General features: G+C 69.6%; 25 protein-coding genes and 3 pseudogenes. 16 read left to right on the plus strand and 12 right to left on the minus strand.

Annotated elements, in window-relative coordinates; all coding sequences use genetic code 11:
- Positions 1-149 precede the first annotated feature (149 nt).
- Positions 150-2,384 (minus strand): catalase, encoded by a 2,235-nt coding sequence (locus OG509_RS39090; RefSeq protein WP_406187318.1) that lies wholly within the window; start codon positions 2,382-2,384, stop codon positions 150-152.
- A gap of 195 nt (positions 2,385-2,579) precedes the next feature.
- The gene (locus OG509_RS39095) at positions 2,580-3,203 is read right to left on the minus strand and encodes a flavodoxin family protein (protein WP_406187320.1); all 624 of its coding nucleotides are present in this window, start codon (positions 3,201-3,203) and stop codon (positions 2,580-2,582) included.
- A 137-nt stretch (positions 3,204-3,340) separates the two neighbouring features.
- Here OG509_RS39095 and OG509_RS39100 point away from each other — a divergent pair.
- From OG509_RS39100 to OG509_RS39130, 7 genes and pseudogenes are all read left to right on the plus strand, one after another.
- Positions 3,341-3,526 (plus strand): annotated as a pseudogene (locus OG509_RS39100) (plasmid stabilization protein); the annotation flags it as partial.
- 786 nt (positions 3,527-4,312) lie between these two features.
- Positions 4,313-4,498, plus strand: a complete 186-nt coding sequence (locus OG509_RS39105) for a CorA family divalent cation transporter (protein ID WP_406187322.1) — start codon at positions 4,313-4,315, stop codon at positions 4,496-4,498.
- Positions 4,499-4,591: 93 nt separating this feature from the next.
- Positions 4,592-5,638: a YihY/virulence factor BrkB family protein gene (locus OG509_RS39110; protein ID WP_406187838.1), complete on the plus strand. Its 1,047-nt coding sequence runs from the start codon at positions 4,592-4,594 to the stop codon at positions 5,636-5,638.
- A gap of 169 nt (positions 5,639-5,807) precedes the next feature.
- Complete coding sequence (locus OG509_RS39115) at positions 5,808-6,221, plus strand: phage holin family protein (protein ID WP_406187324.1); 414 nt, start codon at positions 5,808-5,810, stop codon at positions 6,219-6,221.
- On the plus strand, positions 6,218-6,580 hold the full coding sequence (locus tag OG509_RS39120; protein WP_406187325.1) for a DUF3618 domain-containing protein: 363 nt from the start codon (positions 6,218-6,220) through the stop codon (positions 6,578-6,580). Before OG509_RS39115 ends, OG509_RS39120 begins: the two co-directional genes overlap by 4 nt.
- Positions 6,577-6,843 carry a DUF4235 domain-containing protein gene (locus tag OG509_RS39125; RefSeq protein WP_406187326.1) on the plus strand — a complete coding sequence of 89 codons (267 nt, stop codon included), beginning with the start codon at positions 6,577-6,579 and terminating at the stop codon, positions 6,841-6,843. The genes OG509_RS39120 and OG509_RS39125 overlap by 4 nt, the downstream gene beginning before the upstream one ends.
- A 355-nt stretch (positions 6,844-7,198) precedes the next feature.
- The gene (locus OG509_RS39130) at positions 7,199-8,212 is read left to right on the plus strand and encodes a YbdK family carboxylate-amine ligase (protein ID WP_406187839.1); all 1,014 of its coding nucleotides are present in this window, start codon (positions 7,199-7,201) and stop codon (positions 8,210-8,212) included.
- A gap of 51 nt (positions 8,213-8,263) precedes the next feature.
- Here the strand turns inward: OG509_RS39130 and OG509_RS39135 are convergent, their stop codons facing one another.
- Positions 8,264-8,452, minus strand: a complete 189-nt coding sequence (locus OG509_RS39135) for a DUF6381 family protein (protein ID WP_362636774.1) — start codon at positions 8,450-8,452, stop codon at positions 8,264-8,266.
- A gap of 239 nt (positions 8,453-8,691) precedes the next feature.
- On the opposite strand from OG509_RS39135, the gene OG509_RS39140 reads away from it, so the two are divergent.
- Both OG509_RS39140 and OG509_RS39145 read left to right on the plus strand, forming a co-directional pair.
- A complete protein-coding gene (locus OG509_RS39140) occupies positions 8,692-9,081 on the plus strand; it encodes a hypothetical protein (RefSeq protein WP_406187327.1) in 390 nt (129 codons plus the stop codon).
- Between the two features lie 208 nt (positions 9,082-9,289).
- Positions 9,290-9,523, plus strand: a complete 234-nt coding sequence (locus OG509_RS39145; RefSeq protein ID WP_406187328.1) for an SsgA family sporulation/cell division regulator — start codon at positions 9,290-9,292, stop codon at positions 9,521-9,523.
- Positions 9,524-9,725: 202 nt separating this feature from the next.
- Here the strand turns inward: OG509_RS39145 and OG509_RS39150 are convergent, their stop codons facing one another.
- From OG509_RS39150 to OG509_RS39165, 4 genes are all read right to left on the minus strand, one after another.
- Positions 9,726-9,899: a CsbD family protein gene (locus tag OG509_RS39150; RefSeq protein WP_383517630.1), complete on the minus strand. Its 174-nt coding sequence runs from the start codon at positions 9,897-9,899 to the stop codon at positions 9,726-9,728.
- Between the two features lie 101 nt (positions 9,900-10,000).
- On the minus strand, positions 10,001-10,366 hold the full coding sequence (locus tag OG509_RS39155; protein ID WP_406187329.1) for a PRC-barrel domain containing protein: 366 nt from the start codon (positions 10,364-10,366) through the stop codon (positions 10,001-10,003).
- Positions 10,367-10,760: 394 nt separating this feature from the next.
- Complete coding sequence (locus OG509_RS39160) at positions 10,761-11,510, minus strand: restriction endonuclease (RefSeq protein ID WP_406187330.1); 750 nt, start codon at positions 11,508-11,510, stop codon at positions 10,761-10,763.
- 4 nt (positions 11,511-11,514) lie between these two features.
- Entirely contained in the window at positions 11,515-11,703 is a 189-nt protein-coding gene (locus OG509_RS39165; RefSeq protein WP_406187331.1) for a hypothetical protein, read from the minus strand.
- Between the two features lie 182 nt (positions 11,704-11,885).
- Between OG509_RS39165 and OG509_RS39170 the strand changes: the two genes are divergently transcribed.
- The 5 genes from OG509_RS39170 to OG509_RS39190 all read left to right on the plus strand — a co-directional run bounded on the left by OG509_RS39170 (position 11,886) and on the right by OG509_RS39190 (position 18,553).
- Positions 11,886-12,980, plus strand: a complete 1,095-nt coding sequence (locus OG509_RS39170; RefSeq protein WP_406187332.1) for a mechanosensitive ion channel family protein — start codon at positions 11,886-11,888, stop codon at positions 12,978-12,980.
- A 91-nt stretch (positions 12,981-13,071) separates the two neighbouring features.
- Complete coding sequence (locus OG509_RS39175) at positions 13,072-14,664, plus strand: FMN-binding glutamate synthase family protein (RefSeq protein WP_406187333.1); 1,593 nt, start codon at positions 13,072-13,074, stop codon at positions 14,662-14,664.
- 35 nt (positions 14,665-14,699) lie between these two features.
- Positions 14,700-16,427 carry a thiamine pyrophosphate-dependent enzyme gene (locus OG509_RS39180; RefSeq protein WP_406187334.1) on the plus strand — a complete coding sequence of 576 codons (1,728 nt, stop codon included), beginning with the start codon at positions 14,700-14,702 and terminating at the stop codon, positions 16,425-16,427.
- An 8-nt stretch (positions 16,428-16,435) separates the two neighbouring features.
- Complete coding sequence (locus tag OG509_RS39185) at positions 16,436-17,341, plus strand: branched-chain amino acid ABC transporter substrate-binding protein (RefSeq protein WP_406187335.1); 906 nt, start codon at positions 16,436-16,438, stop codon at positions 17,339-17,341.
- A 702-nt stretch (positions 17,342-18,043) separates the two neighbouring features.
- Positions 18,044-18,553 (plus strand): hypothetical protein, encoded by a 510-nt coding sequence (locus OG509_RS39190; protein ID WP_406187336.1) that lies wholly within the window; start codon positions 18,044-18,046, stop codon positions 18,551-18,553.
- Positions 18,554-19,073: 520 nt separating this feature from the next.
- Here the strand turns inward: OG509_RS39190 and OG509_RS39195 are convergent.
- Together OG509_RS39195 and OG509_RS39200 are read right to left on the minus strand one after the other, a co-directional pair.
- Positions 19,074-20,060: an NAD-dependent epimerase/dehydratase family protein gene (locus OG509_RS39195; RefSeq protein ID WP_406187337.1), complete on the minus strand. Its 987-nt coding sequence runs from the start codon at positions 20,058-20,060 to the stop codon at positions 19,074-19,076.
- Between the two features lie 731 nt (positions 20,061-20,791).
- Positions 20,792-20,953, minus strand: coding sequence for a hypothetical protein (locus tag OG509_RS39200; protein ID WP_406187338.1), 162 nt, complete (start codon positions 20,951-20,953; stop codon positions 20,792-20,794).
- Between the two features lie 56 nt (positions 20,954-21,009).
- On the opposite strand from OG509_RS39200, the pseudogene OG509_RS39205 reads away from it, so the two are divergent.
- Positions 21,010-22,080: pseudogene (locus tag OG509_RS39205) on the plus strand (IS630 family transposase); the annotation flags it as partial.
- A gap of 298 nt (positions 22,081-22,378) precedes the next feature.
- Positions 22,379-22,750: pseudogene (locus OG509_RS39210) on the plus strand (RHS repeat-associated core domain-containing protein); the annotation flags it as partial.
- 91 nt (positions 22,751-22,841) lie between these two features.
- Here OG509_RS39210 and OG509_RS39215 read toward each other — a convergent pair.
- The 3 genes from OG509_RS39215 to OG509_RS39225 form a co-directional block, all read right to left on the minus strand.
- A complete protein-coding gene (locus OG509_RS39215; protein ID WP_406187840.1) occupies positions 22,842-22,916 on the minus strand; it encodes a hypothetical protein in 75 nt (24 codons plus the stop codon).
- A 23-nt stretch (positions 22,917-22,939) separates the two neighbouring features.
- Positions 22,940-23,314 (minus strand): transposase, encoded by a 375-nt coding sequence (locus OG509_RS39220; protein ID WP_406187339.1) that lies wholly within the window; start codon positions 23,312-23,314, stop codon positions 22,940-22,942.
- A gap of 428 nt (positions 23,315-23,742) precedes the next feature.
- Positions 23,743-24,543 carry a maleylpyruvate isomerase family mycothiol-dependent enzyme gene (locus OG509_RS39225; RefSeq protein ID WP_406187340.1) on the minus strand — a complete coding sequence of 267 codons (801 nt, stop codon included), beginning with the start codon at positions 24,541-24,543 and terminating at the stop codon, positions 23,743-23,745.
- Positions 24,544-24,720: the final 177 nt, after the last annotated feature.

A 24,720-nucleotide genomic window follows, 5' to 3' on the forward strand; every position in this document is an offset into this window, starting at 1 on the left:
GGGGCTGACGTCCCCTGACCGGGACCGTGGACTTCGGGCTCGGCGACGCTGTCCGGCTCCTGCGCGAGGCGGGCCACGAGGAGCAGGTCGCACGGGTCGAGCACGACATCGTGCGCCGGAACGCCACCCCGGGTCGGTTTCTGCACGGATCAGAGGGCGGCGGGGAACCGGTCCCAGGCTCGGTGCTCGGCCAGGGCCCTCACGAGTGCGTCCACGACCGTGGTACCGCTGTCGGCGGCGGCAATGCCCGGTTCGCCTGCCGTGATGCCGGCGGATTCGAGGAGCCGCTCGGCGCCGTTCCAGCCGCCGATGGCCTTGCCGTGTCGGTACGCCTCGGTGATGAGCAGCAGTACGCGCGGGTCGGGGGCTTCGGGGGGCCGGGCAGTACCGGCCTCGACGTCGCGCGCACCGTATGCGTCCGCGCCGGCCTGGGGCACTCCGGCCAGCAGGACGGCATCGAACTCGACAGAACGGGCGGTGGCGAAGGTCCGCTGAACGGCGATCGGGTCCCCCTTGGAGTCGAGGGTGCCGCCGGTCGGGGCGACGATGAGGGGCACCATGCCGGCGTCCAGGATGGCCCACCGGGCGGTCCGTACGCCGTCCAGGTCGGCCGTGGCGTCGGCGACGATGCCGATTACGCGCCCGTCCGTGGGCCAGGTTCCGCCCATTTGGGAGAGCGCGGGGCTGGGGTCGGCTGCGACGAGTGGCACGGTGGCCGCGGGAATTGGCAGCCCGAGGCCTTTGGCGACCTGTTCGCACAGCCGCGGATCGATGTTCGCCAGCACCTTCAGGGTGCGTTCCTTGATGGCCTGCTCGTAGCACTTGTTCAGTTCGAAGGTGTAGGCGGCGATGATGTGTTCGCGCTCGGACGGGGTCATGCTGAGCCAGAAGAGGCGTGGTTGGGCGAAGTGGTCCGAGAACGAGGCCGGTGCCTCACGGACCTTGCTCGCCTTGGGGACCTTCACGGGCGTTTCGATGAAGGCGGCCGCAGCGGGTCCGGCCAGGAAGGGGCAGCCTCCGTCGAGGCTGTTGGGCCGGTAGGGGGCGATGCCGGTGTGGACGGCGCTCTGGTGCATGCCATCGCGGAGCATGTCGTTGACGGGGGCGTGCGGCCGGTTGATGGGGATCTGGCCGAAGTTCGGGCCGCCGAGTCGGCTGATCTGTGTGTCGAGGTAGGAGAAGAGCCGTCCGGCGAGCAGTGGGTCGTCGGTGACGTCGATGCCGGGAACCAGGTGGCCGGGGTGGAAGGCGACCTGTTCGGTCTCGGCGAAAAAGTTCTTGGTGTTGGCGTTCAGGGTCATCAGCCCGATGGGCTGAACGGGTGAGAGCTCCTCCGGCACGATCTTGGTGGGGTCGAGGAGGTCGATGCCCTCGAAGGCCTGCTCCGGTGTGTCGGGGAAGACCTGGATGCCGAGTTCCCACTGGGGAAAGGCGCCGGACTCGATGGCGTCGAAGAGGTCGCGGCGGTGGAAGTCGGGGTCCATCCCGCTGATCATCTGTGCTTCCTCCCAGACCAGGGAGTGCACGCCCAGCTTCGGCTTCCAGTGGAACTTGACCAGCACGCTCTCGTCGGCGGAGTTGACCAGCCGGAACGTGTGGACTCCGAAGCCCTCCATCATCCTGAACGACCTCGGGATGCCGCGGTCGGACATGTTCCAGATGGTGTGGTGGGTGGCTTCGGTGTGCAGGGACACGAAGTCCCAGAACGTGTCGTGCGCGCTCTGCGCCTGCGGGATCTCCCGGTCCGGATGGGGCTTGCCGGCGTGGATGACGTCGGGGAACTTGACCGCGTCCTGGATGAAGAACACCGGGATGTTGTTCCCGACCAGGTCGAAGGTGCCCTCGTCGGTGTAGAACTTCGTCGCGAAGCCACGCGTGTCGCGCACGGTGTCGGCCGAACCGCGCGAGCCGAGGACGGTCGAGAACCGCACGAACACGGGCGTCTCCACGTCCTTGGCGAGGAACGCGGCCTTGGACACCTCGCCGGCGGTTCCGTAGCCCTGGAAGACGCCGTGAGCGGCGGCACCACGCGCGTGGACGACCCGCTCGGGGATCCGCTCGTGGTCGAAGTGGGTGATCTTCTCGCGCAGGTGATGATCCTGGAGCAGCACAGGGCCGCGTGCTCCGGCCTTCAAGGAGTGATCGGTGTCGGGCAGACGTGTTCCTTGGGCCGTCGTCAGGTAGGCGCCGCTCTGCCCCAGGCGTGCCTGGTCCGCCCCCGTCGCCTGCCCGGTGGGACCCACCGTCTCGGGGCCGTCCTGGTCGGGCTTCGGGGGAAGCGGCCCCGTGGGCTCCGTCGGTTCGATCAGAGGCGGAGACTCCGGACCGGGCTTACCCGGCAGCTCGTTCTTGGCGGTGTCGGTGGATGAATGCTCCTTCTGCATGATCGTTCTCCTTTGGGCCGCCGAGGTGGGGGATGGCTGAGACGGTGCCTCGATGAGGGCCGTTGACCTCTCTCCTGCCCGGTGCGAACGGCGGATGAGGGCAGCGGGTGGCTGGGTCGGGAACGCGGGATACTTCCTGGGGTGACATTCACTTCTCCGGTCCGGGATTCGCTGTGCGCAGGGGGAAGCCGCGGGTCAGCTCACCGGGTACGGCGCGGCCTTGAGGCGGCGGGCGAGGTGGGCGGTGTTCGCGGCGAGTGTGGCCGTTGTGCCGGCAGTCTTCTCGGGGGTCTTGTCGAGGTCCTGGTAGTCGGTGCCCTGCATGGCCTCGCCGACCCAGTAGGTGACGGCGTTCGGGGCGAGGGAGAATCCGACGTCGTTGAGGCCCTGGAAGAGGTCGGAGCTGACCTTGTGTGCGCCGTCCTCGTTGCCGACGACACAGACTGCGGCGACCTTGCCGCATGTGAGCATGCGGCCCTCGTCGTCGGTCTCGGAGATCTCCGCGTCCAGCCGCTCCAGGACCCGCTGGGCGACGCTGGACGGGTGCCCGAGCCAGATCGGCGTCGACAGGATCAGGATGTCGCAGCCCAGCATGGTGTCCCGGATCTCCGGCCAGGCGTCCCCGTCGCCCATGTCGGTCTTCACGCCGGGCTTCACGTCGTGGTCGGCGATCCGGATGGTCCTCCCGGTGACACCGTGCTCGGCGAGGGCGGCCATGGTCTGTTCGGCCAGCAGCTGGGAACTCGACGGAGCGGGGGAGGGGGACAGAGTGCAGACCAGTGCGACAGCGCGGAGCGGAGTGCGATCGTTGGAGTCCATGGTGTCCGGCTACCCGCACACCCCTCTTTGATGTCGCAAGCGATGCGATTCATCCCCTTTGGCCGCCGAGGAGGTGCGAGGCGATTCAGGTGCGCGCACGATGACCGTGACACGACACCGTTACGAAGGGTTCCGTCATGCCCCGAGGTTCCAGCCCGAAGCGCGAGCGGCAGGACAAGCACATCAAGGAGTCGGGTGAGAAGCGCGGCATGTCCGAAGGCCGGGCGAAGGAGATGGCCTCCCGCACCGTGAACAAGGAGCGCGCTCGATCGGGGGAGAGCAGAACGGCCAGTCGCAGCTCCACCCAGGCGAAGTCCGCCAACGCCCTGCGCTTTTGCTTCTTGACGTAGTTCCGCCAGGGCCTGACGGGAGGAGCCGGTGCCGACCCGCTGGCCCTTGAACCAGTGCATGGCGAAGTCCAGCGGTCAGGGTTGCGTCTTCCTTGCCCTGGCCTCGGCGCCTCCCGGATCGGGATCGCGCCTACCCGGAGCCGGTCGGGCTGGTGGTCGGGGACCCGGACGCGGCTGGCGTCTGCACCGCAGACTCGGACAGCGGTTTCCCCTGACAGTGTCATCCGGTCCGCGCACCCGCCTGTAGCCGTTACGCGGGCGACCGTCGCCCGGGGAGCAGACGCAGCCGAGGGTGAGCTCGTGCAGCTGGCCGGCCAACTGGGACTGCACCGCCTGGCAGTCGAGGCGGTCCAGGCGCACCAGCGGCCGACGCGGGAGCGCCTCGGCGACGTACTGGCCGTCGCGCTGAAAACCCTCCGGTACGTAGAGGAGGAAACGGCTTTGGAGACGGGCGAGTTGATGCTCTTCGTCGGCCGGCTACGGGCTCACCGTCCGGCACGACGAGCTGGGTCAGGCAGCCGACGCAGCCCGCCGGCCGGATGCCGACCCGTCGATGCTGCGCTTCGGCCCCCTGCCGGTTCTGCACGCTGTCCTGTACGCCATCGTCGATGCCTACGGCGAGGCCGCCGAGACGGTGCGTGCCGCGCTCAACCGGCTGGAGGACCGCGTGTTCTCGTTCGCTCGTGTCGACCAACACCGAGGACATCCACTCCCTGAAACGAGAGGTACGCGAGTTCCGGGACACCACAGAACCACGACATGCGGCGCATCTCCGCCTGGGCCGCGATCTTCGCGGTCCCCACCATGGTCGCCGGTGTGTACGGAATGAACTTCGAGCACATGCCGGAGCTCGGCTGGAGCTTCGGCTACCCACTTGCCGTCGGCCTCATGGCGATGGCGTCAGGCTGCCTGTATTGCGCCTTCCGCCGCAACGGCTGGCTCTAGAAGGCCGGATCCGGGAGCTGCGTCCGGCGCGAGGGAATCTGTTTGGGATTGCCGTACGGGCATGAGTGGCGCTGGGATGGAAAGCCGCTGGGTATGACACCCCTACCGGACCGAGGCCATGGCAGCGGCCGTGAGCGTGCCGACAACGAGCGTGATGCCGTCGCGGGTCCGAGCGAGCTGGTCGAGGAGCGGGCCCCGGATCAGCCCTCGGACCTGCCCGCACGCTCCTGGAAAGCAGTGCTGCGCGGCACGGCGAAGGAGTTCCGGAACGACGAGCTGGCAGACCGCGCCGCGGCGCTGACCTACTACGGGGTACTTGCGCTCTTCCCCGCCCTGCTGGTCCTCGTGTCCCTGCTGGGTTTGGCTGGGGACTCGACGACCGCGCGGCTGTTGGACAACCTGCAGCAGCTGACGCCCGGCTCCGCCCAGGACGTGATCAGAGACGCGGTCGAGCAGCTGCAGGGCCGTAGCGGCGTCGGGTCGCTGATGGCGGTCGTGGGCCTCGTCGTGGCGCTGTGGTCTGCCTCGGGCTATGTGGCCGCGTTCATCCGCTCCGCGAACGCCGTCTACGACGTGCCCGAGGGCCGCCCGGTGTGGAAAGTACTGCCGCTGCGCCTGGCGCTCACCGTCACGCTGATGGTTCTCGCCTGCGCAGGCGCGCTGATCGTGGTCTTCACCGGCAGCCTGGCGCGGCGCGCGGGCACCGCCCTGGGGATCGGTGACAGCGTCCTGACGGTGTGGTCGATCGCGAAATGGCCCGTGCTGGTGCTCCTCGTCACCATCATGATCGCGCTTTTGTACTGGGCGGCGCCGAACGCCACGGGCCGCGGATTCAGGTGGGTGACACCGGGCAGCTTCCTGGCCCTGGTGATCTGGATGGTCGCCTCGGCCGGCTTCGCGTTCTACGTCGCGGACTTCGCCTCGTACAACAAGACGTACGGCACGGTCGCGGGCGTGATCGTCTTCCTGGTCTGGCTGTGGATCACCAACCTTGCGACTCTCCTCGGGCTCGAGTTCGACGCGGAACTGGCCCGCCAGCGGGCGATCGCCGGAGGGCTGCCCGAAGACGAGGAACCCTATGTCCGGCCCCGGGAAACCCGCGCCTGGAGCGACCAGGACCGCCGCCGCATGGAGAAGTGATCGCGTATGGACGCTCGGCCGGCAGGTGCGAACGGCTGGAAGATCCCGGCCGTTCTGCTCCTGCGCCGCTGCGTGCGCAGAAGCACCTGCTCGTGGCGTGGGTGCTCGTTCATTTGTTGGGTAGGCGCGCCACGGCAACAGCGTGCGCGTCGTAAAGGGGAAACTCCGCATGAGCACGATAGAGAGACAGACGCACAGCACCGATGAGTCCGTGAGCGTGCTGGTCTCGCGGGCCTCCCGGCAAATTTCGGAACTGGTCCGTGAGGAAATGCAGCTGGCCCGGGCCGAAGTGACTCGTAAGGGGCAACGCTTCGGGAGGGGCGGCGGCCTCTTCGGCGCGGCGGGCCTGATCGGAATCCTGGCAGCCCAGGCCTTGGTAGCAGCCTGCATCGCAGCCCTTGCGTTGATACTCCCGGTGTGGGCGTCGGCCCTGATCCTCGCGGCGGTGCTCGCGGTGGTTGCCGCAGTGACCGCAATGGCAGGGAAGAAGCAGATCGCCGAGGCCGGCGCCCCCGTCCCGGAGCAGACCATCGACAGCGTCAAGGCCGACCTGGCCGAGATCAAGGAGAAAGCGCACCGATGACCAACGAACCCGGAACCAATATCGGCACACCCACACCCGACGAGCTGCGCGAGCAAGTCGAGCACACCCGCGACGAGCTCGGGCATACCATCGAGGCACTGGCCGCCAAGGCCGACATCAAGGCACAGGCGAAGGAGAAGACGGCCGCCGTCAAGGAACGGGCCGCCGAGAAGACCGCCTTGGTGGCCGACCAGATCCAGCATGCCGCGCAGCTGGTGAAGGACACGACACCCGATCCGATCCTCCACAAGGCCGGCCAGGTCGCGACGGTGGCACGTGTCAACCGCAAGCCGCTGCTCATCGCCGGCGTTGCTCTGCTCGTCCTCCTGATGGTGCGGCGCAGCCGCCGAAGCCGATGAAAGCGTCAAAGGTCGCCTACAAACCGGTCGGGCTGGCCCTTGGCGCCGTCAGCGGCATGATCGCAGGGGCCGCGTTCAAGCAGGTCTGGAAGATCGGCGAAGGCGAAGGCGACGCTCCCAGCGCCACGGACGAAGAGCGCTCCTGGCCGCAGATCCTGGTCGTCGCCGCCATCCAGGGCGCGATCTTCGCAGTGGTCAAGGCCGCTGTCGATCGCTCGGGCGCTGTGGCCACCCGCCACGTGACGGGCACCTGGCCGGGGTGACCCACCGCGACGGCGGCCCCTTCCCGCGCGTAGACCGGCGGGGGGCCGCTTCGCCGGTCGTAACGGTGACAGGGGCGATGGACGCCCGAGGAGGCGGCTCCCGCAGCGAGCAGCGACTGGAGACCGAGCAGCGGGGTAGGCGTGAGGTGCCGCGGGACAGCCGGCTCCGGCTCACTCCGGCCCGTTCGACGAAGGGCTCCTTCATGTCTTCCGCAGTGATCGCTCCGGTTTGCGGCGTAGATCGTGCACGAACGACTCTGCCGCAGGGCAGACGCAGTCTGACGGTCGGGGTTGAGGAGGAGTTCCTACTCGTGGACCGGCGAACGGACTGCCTGTGGCCCGCGGTCCACGCGTGGTGAAGGTCGCGACCGCGGTCCTGGGCGAGCAGGTTCAGGCGGAGTTCTTCGGCGCGCAGGTTGAGGTATGCACCCGCCCCACGGCGGATCTGGCGGAGCTGAGGTCCGAACTGGCTTTGCTGCGCAAGGTGATGGGGGAGGTGGCAGCCAGCGAGGGATGTCTTCTGGTGGCCACCGGAACTCCTGTGATCCCGCGGGGGATCCCGCCGACCGTCACGCCGGGAGAGCGTTATGGGCGGATGACTGCGCGGTGGCCCTTCCTCGTTGGTTCGTACGACGGGATGGTGTGCGGCTGCCACATCCACGTTGGGGTGACCGGACGCGGTCAAGCCCTTGAGCCGGCCAACCACATGCGCGCCTGGCTACCGACACTTCAGGCCCTCGCTGCCAACTCGCCCTTCTCCCTCGGGCGGGACAGGGGGTGGGCAAGCCGGCGGTCCGTGGAGCACGCGCGCTGGCCCGGGGTGGGGCCCGCGCCCCTTCTCGACGAGGTCGGGTACGAGCGCGTCGCAGACCACCTGGTGAAGACCGGCGTCCTCCTGGACCGCCGCATGATCTACTGGTACGCGCGCCCCTCCGAGCACGTACCGACGCTGGAGATCCGGGTCTGCGACGTGAACGCAGACCTCGACGTGGTGCAGCTGCTCACAGCCTTGGTGCGGGGGCTGGCCACCACACTGCTGCTCGACATCGGGGACGGGCGGCCACCGCCCGACGTGCCCGCCCAGGGCCTGCACACCGCCCACTGGCTGGCCGCCCGCTACGGGCCGGCCGGTGAAGGCCTGGATCCGCTGCGCGGAGAGTACGTGCCGGCCCTGACGCTGGCAGAGCGGCTCCTTTCCCGTGCCGCGCCCGGGCTGGCCGCCGTGGGAGACCTCGGGCTTGCGGAGGAGCTGCTCCACCGGGTGCGGAGCTCCGGGGGCGGGGCCGCCCGTCAGCGCGCTGCGTATCTGCGGCGGGGGCGCCTGGGTGACGTTGTGGGCGATCTGGTCCGCGCCACCGCCGCCGGCTGACGCGACTCGCACCTCGATCCGGACCGGAGGAGATCTTCCGTGGGCCTGGCTCTACATGGGGTCCATGGTTCCGCTGCCCCTGCCGTACTCCTGCTCGGCCTTCTCCCGGATGCGCATGGCCCTGTCCTTCAGCCGCTGACGCTCCGCCGGATCGGTGGCGTGCTGTGCCGCCTGCTCCAGCTCTTGAGCCTTGTCGCGCATCTGCTGGGCTCGCTTGCTCGGCTGGCTGTCGCCGCTCATGATCACTCCTCGGATCGGGGTGCGGTCCCCCCAGGCAAGCAGCGGGAGGGTTGAAGCGCCACCGCAGCCTTCGGGTCAACCTCTTTCCATGAAAGCCCATGGCTGTGCCCGACCGGAGGATCACGCTGAGCCCTCCGGAGCCGACGCGACCACTTTGGCGAACGGTGGGACGATGGCAAGACAGCGGTAGAGGCGCTTCTACGCGTGCGCCCATCCCGAGACAGACAGCAGGCCAGGTCATGACCAAGCAGCCGAAGCCATCCCAGCCCAAGCACGGAGAAGGCCCCAGTCGCCACGAGGGCACCAAGCAGCACGGCTGGTCACCGGACGTCGACGAAACCCGTCAGCAGGACAACCCGAGCGCCCACCGCTCCTTCCATCCCGACAAGTACGCCCCCGCCAGGGGACCCGAACCGGCGGTCTCCAAGGAAGAGGCGGGCAACCCCCACGGCAACCCCGTCAAGAGCCGGGGCAGGCGCGGGGAGGAGCAGAGCAAGGGCTCCGGTGAGAAGGGCATGCACGACCTCGGCCCCCGGGGCCGGTCGCAGCGTCCCAGCGGAACGAAAGATGCTTCCGCCTCGACGGGCGTGGACCCCCAGGATCCGCCCGGCAAGCGCAGCGGCGGATAGCGCAGCCTGGACTGGCGCCGTCCGCGCCAAGCAGGCGGAAGCAAGGGACGGGAGCCCGGCACACGGCCGGATGGACGGACCGGGCCGCGTACCAAAGGCCTTCAGCGGATGGACGGACCGGCCCGCGTACCAAAGGCCTTCAGACCGTGCGGCCTTCCCGGCCGATCCCCCGCTTGCCCGGTTCTTGTATGACGCCGAGGATCCGTAAGTGGTTCAGGCCACGTTCTTCGACGGCCCCAAAGTCCTGGCCCGTTGGCACTTCGACCGGCAGATGCTCGCCGAGGGGCTCCACCGCCCGGTGGGCGAGGGAGACGTCACGTTCAGCCCCCAGGGCAGCCGGCCGCGACGACCTCCGCGTCGCTTTGCGGGGTCCCGGCGTGAAGATGCAAGAAAGTGCCGTCCTCTTCCTGGAAGGCTCCTCGACCGGTTACTGGCCCGCTGACATGCAGCTGGTGAGGGTTGGCCGGGTGCAGGATGGCGGATGAGGGCGGGCGATCGAGTCGCGAACGGTGCTCGCCGGCGGGATCTGAGTGCGACGGACCGGCCGGTCTCCCGTCGGTGCCGGTCGGTGGGTGCGGACGTGCCTCGGTCCCGAGCCCTCGACGGGTTCGGGACCGAGGCACGCTCTCTGGGGAGCGGTCAGGTCACCGCTTGAACATGTTCTTGATCTTTTCCTTGGCCTGGCGGGCATCGCCCTTCGCCGCTTCGGCGCGGCCTTCAGCAGTCAGTCGCTCGTTGCCCACCGCACGGCCGGCAGTCTCCTTGACCTTGCCCTTGGCCTGCTCGGCCTTGGCCCGGCCCTGCTCGTTCGTCGACACAGCTGATCACTCCCTGAGGATGCGGGAAATGCCTTGCTCTCCGCACCTGACCCCGATCGCGCCCCGCAAACGTGGGCCGCGAGGGCAGCTCGGGAATCCGGTCAGGCGGGCGGGACGCCGAACGGCATGCCCGAGAGGTAGTGCGTGCCCACGGCCTCGCGATGGTCCGCGTTCCCGAGGTGCCCGTCACGATGGAACTGCGAGGCGGTCCCGATCTGTTCCTTCGTACGGTCCACGTAGACCTTCTCCGCTGCGTGGTCGATGCGGGTCACCAGGCCGGCCGGCAGCAGTACGTCCTTGCCGAGGAGCCACATGCCGGCGTGGACGACCAGATAGGCGTCGGTGACCTCGTCGGAGTGCTTGTCGACCTTACCGATGCTGCCGTCGAGCGCCTCGACCCCGTAGCCGGTGAGGTCGGCCGCGAGGTAGTCGACGCCGGCGCGGTAGGCCCAGACGTTCTCCGTCATGCGAAACAACTCCTTCGATTCCTTCGATCGGAACTGTGGGCCCTCCGCCCCCGTGGTCCCGGGTGCGGAGGGATCTGCGTAGACGGTGCGCCTGCCCGGAGACCCGTGCCTCCACGCCCCTGTATACGGGACCGTCGACCCACTCCGAGAAAGAAGTCCGCTCCGACCGTTTGGGCCGACGGAAACCGGCCATAAGGCTGGTCACGGGAGTCTGCGACGGTGAGCGGCGCGGGTTCCCCAGCGGACCCGGGCCGCGTGGTGGCATCCCCCCCGCCATCACGCGGCCCGGGCTCCTGCGTACCCCGGGCCCGTACCACGGCTCTTCACGACCAGGCCTCTGCCGATCGCCCCGCCCGGTCCCCCCTCAGTGCCCGCTGACCGGGCCGGCCCCCGCTCAGTGGCCGGCCCGGACGCCGTCGGTGGAGTCGTCGGAGTGGACGGTGTCCGATTCCCAGGGCGGCGGCCGTGCGCCCGGCTCGGTCCAGGCCGCCAGGGCCTCGCCGTCGACACAGACGATGCCGCACGTGGCGGCGTACTCAAGGGCAGGCGCAGTGAAGTGGCCGGTGGTGACGATGATCGCGACGTCGGCGTCGTGGACGGCGAAGCACGTCCCGCCGAAACGCTGCAGGTCCTGCGAGCCGACCCGGTTGTCCTCGGCGTAGTGCTTGCACTGCAGGATGACGCGTAGCCCGTCCGGGGTCGTGGCGATCACGTCGGCGCCCAGGTCGCCCGCGCCGCCCACCACTTCCACCGGGGTGCAGCCGTCGCGTACGCAGAGAGCGGCGATGGTGTGCTCGAAGCCGTCGGCATCGACCGCGGCATGGTCCAGCGCGTCGGCTCCCACATCCGGCAGATCCGTCCCGGGCCGCACGCCCGTAGCGGGGCGCACGCGCGGGTCGGGTGGTGCTGTGGGGCGAGGCCTGACGGGGGACACGCTCCATCCGGCGAACGCCACCCCGAGCAGCAGCACCACAGCTGTGGCCACGGGCAGGACCGGCATCCGCGTCCCGGCCGCCGAGGTGGCTTTGACGAAGACTGCCAGCCCGCCCACGGCCGTACCGGCGAGTCCCACGGCGAGCACCAGATCTCGCCCGAGCGTCGCGCGGCGCCGCGGGACTCCGCTCCTGCTTTCCCTCGACGCCATGGGGTCAGCGCCTACGGCCCCGGCCCCGTCCGCGGGCCGCCCACCCGTGGCCGATGCCGGCGACGTGGAGCGCGAGCGCGGCGAGACCGATCAGCATGAAGTTGGTGGAGCTGAACACTTCGTTGGTGCTGATGGCGGCGGCGTTGATCAGGAACGCGATGAAGAACAGCACTGCGGCGGTGATGCCGAGCATGTCCATGCCCCTTTCGGTGGATGACGGCCGTGTTCCCCGGGCGGGCCGGATCATGAGTGGCTGCTCCGGCAGGACTTCGATGTGCCGCGGAGAAACGGAAGCGAAACCAGACCTCCTGTGTCAGCGCCCTCCCAGCGGGCAGGGGCGTGAACGTCCATGTCACCTACATCCGACGAGGAGATATGAACAGCGCTCTTCGTGTGCTGACCGTCCTGGGCGGCTCTCTCCTGCTCACCCTCGCGGCCGGTTGGGTCGTCGACCTGCTGCTGCGCCGGGCCGACGCGCGCCACCCCGAGACGCCCCTGTGGAACCTGCTGCGCCGGTGCCGGCGCGCCCTGCTGATCGTGCTGTTCGCCGCGCTGCTCAGGGGCGCCTACCGGCAGATCGCGTGGCCACCGCTGCACGACCACGCCGCCGCCGTGGGCCGGGCGCTCTCGCTCACCCTGATCGGCGCGGGGGCCTGGCTGCTGGTAGCCGTGGCCTCCGCCGTCGTCGAGTCGGGGTACGCCCGCTACGCCACCTCCACCCGCGACCCGGCCCGACTGCGCCGCGTCCGCACCCAGGTGACCCTGATCATGCGGGTGGTGACGGTCCTCGTGGCCGTCATCGCCGTCGCCGCGATGCTCGTCACCTTCCCGAGCTTCCGCGCGCTCGGCACCTCCGTGCTGGCCTCCGCCGGAATCATCGGAATCGTGGCCGGCGTCGCCGCCCAGTCCACCCTCGGAAACCTCTTCGCGGGCTTCCAGATCGCCTTCGGCGACATGGTACGCATCGGCGACACGGTCGTCGTCGCGGGCGAGTGGGGGGTGGTCGAGGACATCACCCTCACCTTCCTCGCCGTACGCACCTGGGACGAACGCCGCATCACCATGCCCGTTTCGTACTTCACGACCCGCCCCTTCGAGAACTGGTCGCGCGGCGGCATCCAGATGACCGGCACCGTCTTCCTCCACTGCGACCACCGCGCACCCGTGGACCTCATGCGTGACAAGGCCGAGGAGATCCTGCACAACTGCAAGGAGTGGGACGGCCGCGGCTGGGACCTCGTCGTCACCGAGACGACGCCTTCCACCATCGTGGTGAGGGTCATCGTCACGGCCAAGGACCCCGACGACCTGTGGACGGCGCGCTGCGCGGTACGGGAGCAACTGGTCGCCTGGCTCGCGGAGAAGCACCCGGAGGCCCTGCCGCGCATCGTGCTGGACCCGGTGTCGGCACCGGTGCCGGGACAGGCGCCCGCGCCGGACGCCGCCGGAGCCGCGCGCGCCCGGCCGTAGGCGGCGGGGTGAAGCACGCCTCCCACGTGCCGGCGCGGCCCCGGCACCCCCGGGAAGGCTTGGCACGCGGTCGTCGGGACACAAGCGGAACATGCTGAAGACACTCACCCTGATCCTGCCCGTCGCCGCAGCGGCGCTCGCCGCGGTCGCCGCCGTCCTCCTCTCGCCCTGGTGGTGGGCCGTGGCCGTACCGTTGCTGCTGCTCGTCCTGGTTGTCTCGTACGACCTGCTGCAACGCCGTCATTCCGTCCTGCGGAACTACCCCCTGCTCGGTCACCTCCGGTTCGCTCTGGAGGCACTGAGGCCGGAGATCCAGCAGTACTTCATCGAGCGCAACGTCGAGGGCCGACCCTTCGACCGCGACACCCGCAGCATCGTCTACGAGCGGGCCAAGGGAACCGACGCAGAGGAGCCGTTCGGCACCGAGCTCGACCTCCACCGGCCCGGCAGCGAATACCTCACCCCGTCCATGGCCCCGCACCCGGTACGGGCCGATCCGCCCCGGGTCCGCGTCGGCGGACCCGACTGCACCGCGCCGTACGACATGTCCCTGCTCAACGTCTCGGCGATGAGTTTCGGCTCCCTGTCCGCCAACGCCGTCCTCGCCCTCAACACCGGCGCGCAGCTGGGCGGTTTCGCCCACGACACCGGCGAAGGCGGCGTGTCCGAGTACCACTTGCGCCCCGGCGGGGACCTCGTGTGGGAGATCGGCACCGGGTACTTCGGGTGCCGTACCGAGGACGGGGGTTTCGATGAGCGGCAGTTCGCCGAGATGGCCGCAAAGCCGCAGGTCAAGTGCGTGTCGCTGAAGATCAGTCAGGGCGCCAAGCCGGGCATCGGCGGTGTCCTGCCCGGTGCCAAGGTGAACGCCGAGATCGCGCAGGTGCGCGGGGTGCCGCAGGGGGAGACCGTCGTCTCGCCGCCGTTCCACCGCGTGTACTCCAGCCCGCGCGAGCTGGTGCACTTCCTGGCCCGCATGCGGGAGCTCGCCGGCGGCAAGCCCGTGGGGTTCAAGCTGTGCGTCGGCTCGCGCCGCGAGTTCCTCGCCGTGTGCAAGGCCATGCGGGAGGCGGACGTCACCCCCGACTTCGTCATCGTCGACGGGGCGGAGGGCGGCACGGGCGCGGCGCCCCTGGAATTCGCCGACCATGTCGGCCTGCCGCTCGGCGACGGCCTGATGACCGTCCACAACGCCCTCGTCGGCTCCGGGCTGCGCGACCGCATCCGGATCGGAGCCTCCGGAAAGGTCGCCACCGGCAGCGACCTCGTCAAACGGCTGGTCCAAGGCGCCGACTACACCAACTCGGCCCGCGCCATGATGTTCGCGATCGGCTGCATCCAGGCCCAGCGCTGCCACACCAACACCTGCCCCGTCGGGGTCGCCACCCAGGACGAGCGGCGCGCCCGGGCCCTGGACGTCGGTGACAAGGCGCAGCGCGTACGGCGCTACCAGGAGGCGACCGTCAAGAGCGCGCTGCAGATCATGGCGGCCATGGGCGTCGACGACGTGCGCGGGCTGCGCCCCCACATGCTGCTCCAGCGGGTGGACCCGCACACCGTCCGCTCGTACACCGAACTCCACGCCTGGCTCGCCCCCGGAGAACTGCTCGCATCGCCGCCCGAAAGCTGGGCAGCCGACTGGAAGGCGGCCGACCCCGACCGCTTCGCCCACTTCACCCGCTGAACCGGCCGCTGAACCGGCAAACGAAGGGCAGTCCCGTGGCACGCACCGTCGCCCACGTCATCGTCGACGCACTCGAAGAACTCGGCGTCCAGCACGTCTTCGGCGTCGTCGGAGACGCCTTGAACCCGCTGACCGAAGCCATCCGCACATCCATCGGCCTGAACTGGGTCGGCTGCCGGCACGAGGAGGCCGCGGCCTTCGCCGCCTCGGCGCAGTCCCAGCTCTCCGGGACCCTCGGGGTGTGCATGGGCACGGTGGGACCCGGATCCGTGCACCTGCTCAACGGCCTCTATGACGCCGCCAAGAGCCGCACGCCCGTCCTGGCCATCTGCGGCCAGGTCCCCCTCGCCGAGATCGGTAGCGACTACTTCCAGGAGGTCGACAACGACCTGCTCTTCCGCGACGTCGCCGTTTACCGGGCCACCGTCACCTCCCCGGACCAGATGCCGCGCCTGCTCGAATCGGCCGTACGCGCCGCCGTGACCCAGGGCGGAGTGGCCGTACTGACCGTCCCCGGCGACCTGGGCGATCAGGAGCTGAGCGACGACAGGCCCACGCGGTTCGCCCTCGACCGCGCCGTCACCCGGCCCGACGACCCGGCCCTCGCCCGGGCCGCCGAGCTGCTGAACGCCGCGTCCCGGGTGACCCTCCTCGTCGGCCAGGGCGCCCGCGAGGCCCGTACCGAGGTCCTGCGGACCGCCGGACTGCTGGCGGCGCCCATGGTGCTCACGCTGAAGGCGAAGGAGGGCTTCGAGGACGACAACGCCTTCCAGGTGGGCCAGACCGGCCTCATCGGCAACCCCGCCGCCGCCCACGCGCTCGACAGCGGGGACGTGCTCTTCATGCTGGGGACCGACTTCCCCTACCGGGAGTGGTACCCGAAGGACGGCAAGGTGATCCAGGTCGACTCCCGCGAGGACCACCTGGGGCGCCGCACCCCCGTGGACGTCGGCCTGGCCGGTGACGTCGGCGCCACGCTGCGGGCCCTGCTGCCGCTGTTGAAGGCGGTCCCGGACCGTACGCACCTCGACGACGCCCGGGAGCGTTTCCTCCAGTGGCAGGAGGGACAGCAACGGCTGGCCGACCCCGCCCACGAGCACCGCTGGACCGGGAAGCTACGGGCCGCCCTGGACAACCGCGATCACGCCATCCGCCCGGAGGCGCTGGCCGCGGCGGTGGACGCCGACGCCGACGCCGACGCCGTCTTCACCTCCGACACCGGCATGGCCACCGTCTGGCTCTCCCGCTTCGTCACCATGCACGGCGACCGGCGCCTGATCGGCTCGTACAACCTCGGCTCGATGGCCAACGCCATGCCCCAGGCCCTCGGTGCCCAGCTGTGGGCGCCCGACCGGCAGATCGTGGCGTTCTGCGGGGACGGCGGGCTGAGCATGCTGCTCGGCGACCTCATGACCATCAAGACCTATCGGCTGCCGGTGAAACTCGTCGTCTTCGACAACCGCCGCCTGGGCATGGTCAAGCTGGAACAGGAGCAGGCGGGCCTGCCCGAATTCGGCACGGAACTCGACAACCCCGATTTCGCCGCGGTTGCCACGGCCCTCGGCCTGACGGGGATCCGGGTCACCGACCCGGCCGAGCTCCACGAGGGCGTACGCCGGGCCTTCGAGACGCCGGGGCCGGTCCTGCTGGACGTGCTCACCAATCCGGAGGAAGTGGCGGTGCCCGGCAAACCGACCGTGGCCCAGGGCTGGGGTTTCGCCGTGGCCAAGGCCAAGGAACTCCTGCCGGGCCGTGAGGCCTGACGGCCAAGGTGCTGGGAGTCGTCGGCCCCCTCAACTCGGGTGTCGCCAAGACCTTCGTGGCGCCCCTCGCGCGGGCGAACATGGCCGTCGTGTCACCCGGCAACACCGATCCCGCGCTGACACTGGGCTCCACCTGGGCCGCCGGCACCCCGTCGCGTCCCCACTCCACCTATTTCCGCACCGTCGCCACGGACGTCGACCAGGGGCCGTTCGCCGCCCGGTACCTGCACGGCGAGGCGAAGAAGACCAAGCTGTACGTGGTGGACGACGCGAGCGCCCACGGCACCGCTCTGACCGCCGGACTCACGGCCGAGTTCACGAAGCTGGGCGGGACCGTCGTCGGTACCGAGCAGGTCGATCCCGCGGAGCGCGCCTTCGCGGGCCTCACCGAAAGGGTGCGGTCCTCGGCAGCCGACGCCGTCTACTTCGGCGGCTACTACGACACCGCCGCACCCCTTTCCCAGCAGCTCGATCAGGCGGGGGTGCGCGTCCCCCTGATGGGGGGTGACGGCATCTTGGACCAGCAGTACCTCACGACGAACCCCAAGGCCGAGGGCGACCTCGCCACCAACATCGGCGTGGCGGCCGAGGAATCGGCAGCTGGGCAGGACTTCCTCGCCCGGCACCGGAAGGCCGGCTATACGGATGCGCCCGGCTGGTACGGGCCGTACGCGTACGACGCGACCTGGGCTTACATCGAGGCGGTGAAGGTGGTCGTGGAAGCCCACGGCGGCACCCTTCCCGGTGATGCCCGGGCCGAACTGCCGTCCGCCGTGGCACGGCTGGGTTTCGACGGAGTCACCGGCCGCGTCGGCTTCGACGGGAACGGCGATACGCTCACCCGCAAGCTGACGGTGTACGCGGTCCGCGGCGGCAGTTGGACAGCCGTGAGCAGCGGACCGACCGCCCGATGACCGCGTAGCGGGCCGAACGTCCGCAGCCCGCCTCCCCGTCGCCGGGCACCGGCGGCCTTTCGCCGTGGTACGGGCGGCAGTCGGCTCAGAAGGCCGATTTGGGCCGAGTAGCCTCGGCCATCGAGATCGCCAGTCCCTCCGTCAGCCATCTGTGTGCCACGGCCATGTTCGGCACGCGCCCCTCGGTGACCGTGCCGACCAAGCCCCAGTAGCGTTCCAGGCGGGGATCGAAGCCGGACGACCTCGACACCGCCCTGTGCAGGAATGCGCGGAACGCGGGCGTTTTGCTCTCCGGCCGGGCTCGCGTGGAGCTCGGGGTAGGCCAGGACCTCAGCGGGAGCCGGATCCGCGGGTGGTTCGGGAGAGAGCATGGCGACCATGGTGTCGAGGCGTCGCTGGGGCGTGCTTCCGGAGCAGCTCACGACCCCAGTGACCAGTGAGCGTGCGGTGCGCCTTCGGGAGCAGCTGCCGCACGGGCGAGGATCTCCAGACGCCGCAGGCGCGCCTACCGGGCCTGCAGGCTGAGGTTCTCCGGGTGCGGTGTGTTGGGTGGGGGGGGCAGGAGATTTGCGGAAGCGTTCCGTCCGTCCTCTGGCGGACGGACGTAGAACTGCGCCACCATCTCCTTGCTCCATCAGCACACGCCTGCTCTCCCCGCACCGCCGTTCGATCCGTTACGGCCATCAGCAGGAGGCAATCTCGATGAAGCTCCGTTCGGTCCTCACCGCGCTCACCCTCGTCCTGGGCGCGTTGCTCGCGCCCGGAGTCGGCGTCCTGGGCGGCGCCACCGCCGCGCACGCGGCCACCAAGATCAGCCATGCCACCGCGACCTCGATGTTCCGCAATTCCGCCATCACCTGGTCGTCGTCCGGCGGCTGCTCGGACCGCAACAACGCGACCTGCACCTCCTTCGAGCAGCTCAACATCGCGACCGCACAAGGCGCGCAGACCCTCAAGAGCGCCAGCGGCTGCGCACTGAACATCACCGGAGGCACGGAGACCGGCCACGCGTCAGGTACCTACTCGCACTGGAACGGCTACAAGCTGGACTTCAGCAAGTACACCTGTCTCGGCACCTACATCAAGAACACCTTCAGCTACATCGGACTGCGGGGCGACGGCGCCCCGCAGTGGAAGTCCGGCGCCGGAAACGTCTACGCCGATGAGGGGAGCCACTGGGACGTGACCTTCTACAACTGCGGCGGCTGCTGACCCCGGCACGGCCGGCGCCACCGCACGACCGCTGCGCCCTGACGTCCTCTTCGCACCCGTCGCCGGGTCCGCGGAGAGGACGTCCGCGCCGGAAGTGACAGGGGGCCGCCTTCTACCGGCGGGCGCGCGTACGTCCCACACGGCCGGGCGGTGCGTGACGTCGAGCGAGGCTCGACAGCCGCACTGGAGGAACCACTCAGGGCGGGTCCGTCCGCCGGGCCGGTAGACGCACCCACCGCACAGGTCGCTCATGCGGTTCACATAAGAACCCCCAGAGGTGTACGGCTTGGTGGTCATGCGTCCACCGTCGGCTTACTGCGACATGCTGTCCTGGGTGATCGCCTGCTGCCCACTGGCTGGGTAGGTATGGGTCGCCGGTGGCGGTGAAGATTCTTCGCATGCCTGAGGATCCGGAAGAATGTGACAGCCTGGCCCGGGGCTCGGCCTCAGGCCCGTTGGCCGAGCGGATCGGACGCGTCAGTCAGTCCGCCCTTGAGGGCAGCGGGCGCTTCGTGTATCGCTACTTCAGTTTCTGTAGGAGTTCCCGCTCGCGCTCCGTGCTCAGCCCGGCACGTCGGGGCCGATCAAGTCCCTGCTCGCGTTCCCAGCGCAAGGTTGCCTCCAGCAGTTGTGCTCGGGGCCTGTGCCGCAGACCGGTTGCGTTCGCCGCGGTGCCATTGCGGGCTCCGAACCCGGCCCATTCCGGGTCGGCCACCCACAGTGCGAGCGATTCGGGCCCCATCGCTTGGACCACCTTCTGCTTGAGCAGCCAGTCGTCTTCCGCTTCCACCACCGGCCCAGTGTGTCCGCCGATCTCCCGCGACAGCGTGATCCACTCCGAAAGTGCCATGGTCGGCCCGACGGCGTTGTACGTCCCAGCCGTCCCCTTCTCCGCGCAGTCGAGCAGCCAGGCAGCAAGGTCTTGTGCGCAGATCACCTGCGTCGAAACATCCGAAGATGCCGGTACCAGCAGCGGGGACTGCGGCGCGCGGGCCGCGCGAGCGACCCAGTACCCGGATCGGCCACTGTGATCGCCCGGCCCACCGATTAGGCCTGGCCGCGCTACAAGGAGCCGATCTCCCAGTTCGGCGGCTGCGGCTTCCTCGCAGGCGACCTTGGCCTGCCCGAACTCGTCGTGGCCGACTGCCTCTTGCTCCGTGGCGGTAAGCAGCTGCGCCGATTCATCAGCGCCCGGCTGGGCCTGCGAGGCATAGGCGCTGACCGACGACACGTACGCCCAGTGTCCCGCCCGCTCGGACAGAGCGCGCAGCGCACCGCGGACGAAGCCCGGCTGCCATGACACCTCCACGACGGCATCCCAGTCCTGACCGCTGACCTCTTCATACGCCACCGCATCATGCCGGTCCGCGGCGATCAGTACCGCGCCCTTGGCCGCGGCGCCGCTCTTCCCACGTGCCAGACACGTCACCTGATGCCCACGTTCCACCGCCTGCCGCGAAATCTCGCGGCCGACCCACGCTGTTCCACCCAGAACCAAGATCTTCATCAACTCACTGAAACACGCTGCGTGAGCCGGGTGCAGCTACTTCGCCGAGGGCGTACTGGGGACCTCCTTGCCGGGTGGCCTTGGGGGTACCGCGCCTGCGCCGCGGCCGTCGCCGCCCTCCACCGCGGCCCGTACCCTGGGCAGTCGGCCCGCTTTCTGGTGAGTGGCGACGGAATGTGGATTCCAGCGGGGCGGGTGCCGCTGGACGTGCCGCCGATCGAACTCCGCGTCGGCGACCAGGTCCACGTCGGCGGTTGACTGGTCGTCATCGCCGATCTGCGCTACCGCCACGGCGGCACCCACACGATGATTCTGGACACCGGCCGCCTGGCCGTCGCGGAGCGTACGGTGCGGGTCTACCGTCCGAGTACCGGGAGACCCGGGCTGTGTTCGTACGGCAGGGAGGGCGTGGGCGGACTCCGGTGCATGCACGATGACGCCGTCCGCGGAGCGGCGCGGGGGCGCCGCGGTTGTACGGCGGGGACGGCCGCACAGTGCGGCAGATGAGGCGCAGCCTGGACCGGGGGTCTGTCTGTACGGGCGTGGCCCAAACGCGCCCCGTAGGTTCCGCCTGGCGCCCTACGGACCCAATGGGCTCGCACCCGTCGCTGGACGGGTCTGACCGAGCATCGAGGGCGGGTTCAGCGGGAGAGGAGCGGCCAGATGGCTGCTGCGGTGCCGGCCAGTGTGGCCATGCCCACGATCGCCGCGCCTGCGCGTCGGCCTGCGGTTCAGAAGGGGCTTTCGTTCTCCTGAGCCTGTCCGATGCTGCTGCTGGCGCTGCCCGAGGACTGGGCTGCCGTGACGTTGATGCGGGCGCGGTCTCCGTGGACGACGACGTGAAGGGCGTGGTCCATCTGGTCGGGTGTGGGGATCTGCTGGTCGTCCGGCATGTTGCGCGCAGCTCTGCGACTAGTGACCTGAGTCGGAGGTTTGGCGTTAGTTCGGTATGAGCCGTCCTGGTCCGAAGATTCCGCCGTTGTCCGTGACTGATGCCCAGCGGGCCGTACTGGAGGGCTGGCTCCGTCGTCGCACGACGGCCCAGGCTTTGGCTCAGCGGTCGCGGATCGTGCTGGAGTGCGCGGACGGGCACTCGGTCATGGAGGTGTCGCGCCGGTTGCGGATCGCACCGGACACGGTCCGCACCTGGCGGCGGCGCTTCCTTGAGCACGGTCTGGACGGGCTGGGCGATGACCCGCGGCCGGGTGTCCCGCGGAAGATCACCGACGAAGATGTCGAGCGGGTGATCGTCAAGACGCTTGAGGAGAAGCCGAAGAACGCGACGCACTGGTCGACCAGGTCGATGGCCGCGGCGATGGGTATGTCGCAGTCGACGGTTTCGAGGATCTGGCGGGCATTCGCCCTGGCCCCGCACCGCTCGCAGACGTCTCTGCTGTCGACGGATCCGCTGTTCATCGACAAGGTCCGCGACGTAGTCGGCCTCTACCTCGACCCGCCGGAGAAGGCTCTGGTCCTCTGCGTGGACGAGAAATCGCAGATCCAGGCCCTGGACCGGTCCCAGCCGGTCCTGCCGATGATGCCCGGCGTTCCCGAACGACGCAGCCACGACTACATCCGCGCCGGCACCACCACCCTCTTCGCAGCCCTCGAAGTCGCGACCGGCAAGGTCATCGGCTCTCTCCTCCGTCGCCACCGGGCTGCCGAGTTCAAGAAGTTCCTCGCCAAGCTCGACAAGGAGGTCCCGGCGGACCTGCGGGTGCACCTGATCCTGGACAACTACGCGACGCACAAGACGCCCGAGATTAAGAAGTGGCTGTTGGCTCACCCGCGGTTCCACCTGCACTTCACGCCGACCAGTGCGTCGTGGCTGAACTTGGTGGAGCGGTGGTTCGCCGAGCTCACGCAGAAGAAGCTCAAGCGCGGAGTCCACCGCTCCGTCCAGGCCCTCGAACGTGACGTCCGGACCTGGCTCGCCGACTGGAACGAGCACCCCCGGCCCTTCATCTGGACGAAGACGGCCGACGAGATCCTCGACAAGGTTGCCGCCTACTGCCACCGAATCTCTGACTCAGGTCACAAGACCCAACCCCCCGATCGCTCACGGACATCGCCCTGTGCGAGCCCTGACCAGGCCTGTGCGGTGCACGCTGAAGGACGCTCCGCAACAGGCCTGCCCAACGACGCCTTAGGGGGCCGCCCGGACTCGACGGCCTGACGCCCGGCAGCCGTATGTTTCATGGGTGGCCCTTGTGAAACAGCCCGACCTGAAGGGTGCACGCTCCCGTCCGTATCCGTCCCGTCGGCGCTGCCCTCGCCTCCGCTCAGGGGCAGCGCGGTCCACCCCCACATGCACGGGGACCACCCGCCGCCCCGGCAGCCCGGACGAACTCAGCCTCACCTGGGACCACGACGGATATACCGCGCTCACACAGGTCGAGAGCAAGTCCGCCGTCGACGCCCCACAGGACATAATCGACCAGCGCTTCTTCGCCATCATCACCGACCAAATCGGCACCCCCACCGAACTCGTCGACGAAACCGGCCGCATAGCCTGGCGCAGCCGCAGCCCCCTGTGGGGCACCACGGTCTGGAACAGGGATGCCACCGCGCACACACCCCTGCGCTTCCCCGGCCAGTACTTCGATGCCGAGACACAGCTGCACCACAACTACTTCCGCACCTACGACCCGGAAACCGCCCGCTACCTCACGCTCGACCCTCTGGGCCTGGGCAGTACTCGACGAGGCTGCCGGTGTATCCGCCGTCGGCCCAGACCAGGGCCAGCAGGTGGTGCGCGGCAGCGACCTGGGTGAGCAGGACCTATGCCGCGGCGCGGTCGCCCACATCCGCTGCGGTGACCATCACCGCGAGCAGCAGGCCAAGGGTGTCGACCACGACGTGCCGCTTGCGCCCGTTGATCAGCTTGCCGCCGTCGAAGCCGCGGCCGTCAGAGCCGACGACCGCGTCGCTTTGACCGACTGCGAGTCGATCACGCCCGCGCCCGGCTCCGAGTCCAGCCCGGCCCGCTCGCGGACCAGGCGGCGGAGCCGGTCGTGGAACTCGCGGACCAGATCGTGGTTGCGCCAGCGCCGGAAGAACGCGTAGACCCGGTCCCACGGTGGGAAGTCGGCAGGCATGGCCCGCCACTTCGTGCCGTTGTCGACCAGGTAGCGGATCGCGTCCGGCATCGCGCGGTGGCAATAGGCCTCCGGTTGCCCGCCCCCGCCCCCGCCCCGCAGCCAGCCCGGCACCGGCAGCAGTGGCCGGACCACCGCCCACTCGGCGTCCGACATGTCGGTGGGATACCGACGCTCGCGCGCCCCGTGGCCTCTGGCGTTCCCGAACCTGTGAGCCAGACCACACGCGAGAGTGGCTGAAGTGGACCCCACTCCCGCGTTGCCGTAGAAATGCGACAACAGGGCCTCCTGGACCGCACGTTGGCTTCGACACCCTTCGAGCTACCAAGAGGCCCTGCTCTCATGCACGGCAGCCGCCGCAGTCACCCGATCGGCTGACTTCTCGACGAGATCGGGACGACGGCAGTCGCGTCGCTTCTCGTGATCGCTGGGACGGACAAATTCGCACTGCCATCCAGGTAGACGGTCGGCTTGGTGACGCCCCGAGGCCGCCTCGCGGGTTTGAGCCCGGTGCCGCGACTGACGAACCTGGCGAAGAGTCGTGTCTCACCGGCTCGACGTGCGGCCAACCGCCCCGCTACGTCCTACTTCTCCTCCGGCTCCCAGGCGCGGAGCAGGTCGAGCAGCCCTGCGTCCCCGTCAACGTGCAAGGAGTCGGCCTGGATCCGGTCGTACAGGTAGAGGACCAGCTCACTGGCCGTGCCGTGGACGGAGGCGCCGACTGCGTCCGAGTCTTCGCCGGTCGCGGCGGTGGGCGCCAGGATGCGGGTGGTGCGTGCGCCGTCGCCGTCGACGGTGAGGCGCCAGGAGCGGCCCTCGGCGGCGTGGAAGTCGAAGGCCGTGGGCTTGTGCGGCCAGGCACTCGGCGTTGCGCAGACGGTGAACAGGAACTCCTCCACACCGTCGAGTGCCAGCCCGACCGGCAACGGCTGCGGGGCGCCCCCGGCGAGTTGGGCGTCGTAGGTGTGCACCGCGGTCTCCTGGATCCGGTGCCGGGCGGTGCCGCCGGCGGTCTGCGGTGACTGCGACGCGGGCCACCACGTCCAGCAACCGCTCTCCGGTCCCGCCGCGCGCAGGGCGCCCAGCAGAAGCTGCGTCGACGCGTCCAGCCAGGCCAGCAGGGCCTCACGCTCCTGCGGCACTTCCAGCGCGGCGCGCGCGGCGACGGCCTCGGCCGGGGGAGCGTCGGCAGACCCCGCGCCGACGATGGCGGCCCAGAAACGGTCTCCCCCACCCAGGTGCTTCACCAGATCGAACAGCGTCCACCCGGGGCAGGTCGGCACCTGTGCATCGAGACCGGGCGCGGCGGCGACCACGGCGCGGAAGGCGGTCGACCGTTCATCGATCAGTCGCAACAGGTCAGGGAACTCAAGATTCTTTTCCACGCCGGATGTCTATCACCGTGCTCCGGTGATCGGACAGCGATTTTCACAGTCGCCGCCGGTTGGCCATTGCGGACGTCCTCGCCTCCCACCGCTCGGGTGACAAGCTGCGCACTGCTGCGAGGACGCTGGTGGTGGCGGTACGCCAGGCGTCGTGCCTGTGGGTGCTCTGGCCTCGCC

It is taken from the genome of Streptomyces sp. NBC_01006, assembly GCF_045162725.1.
Lineage (GTDB): Bacteria > Actinomycetota > Actinomycetes > Streptomycetales > Streptomycetaceae > Streptomyces.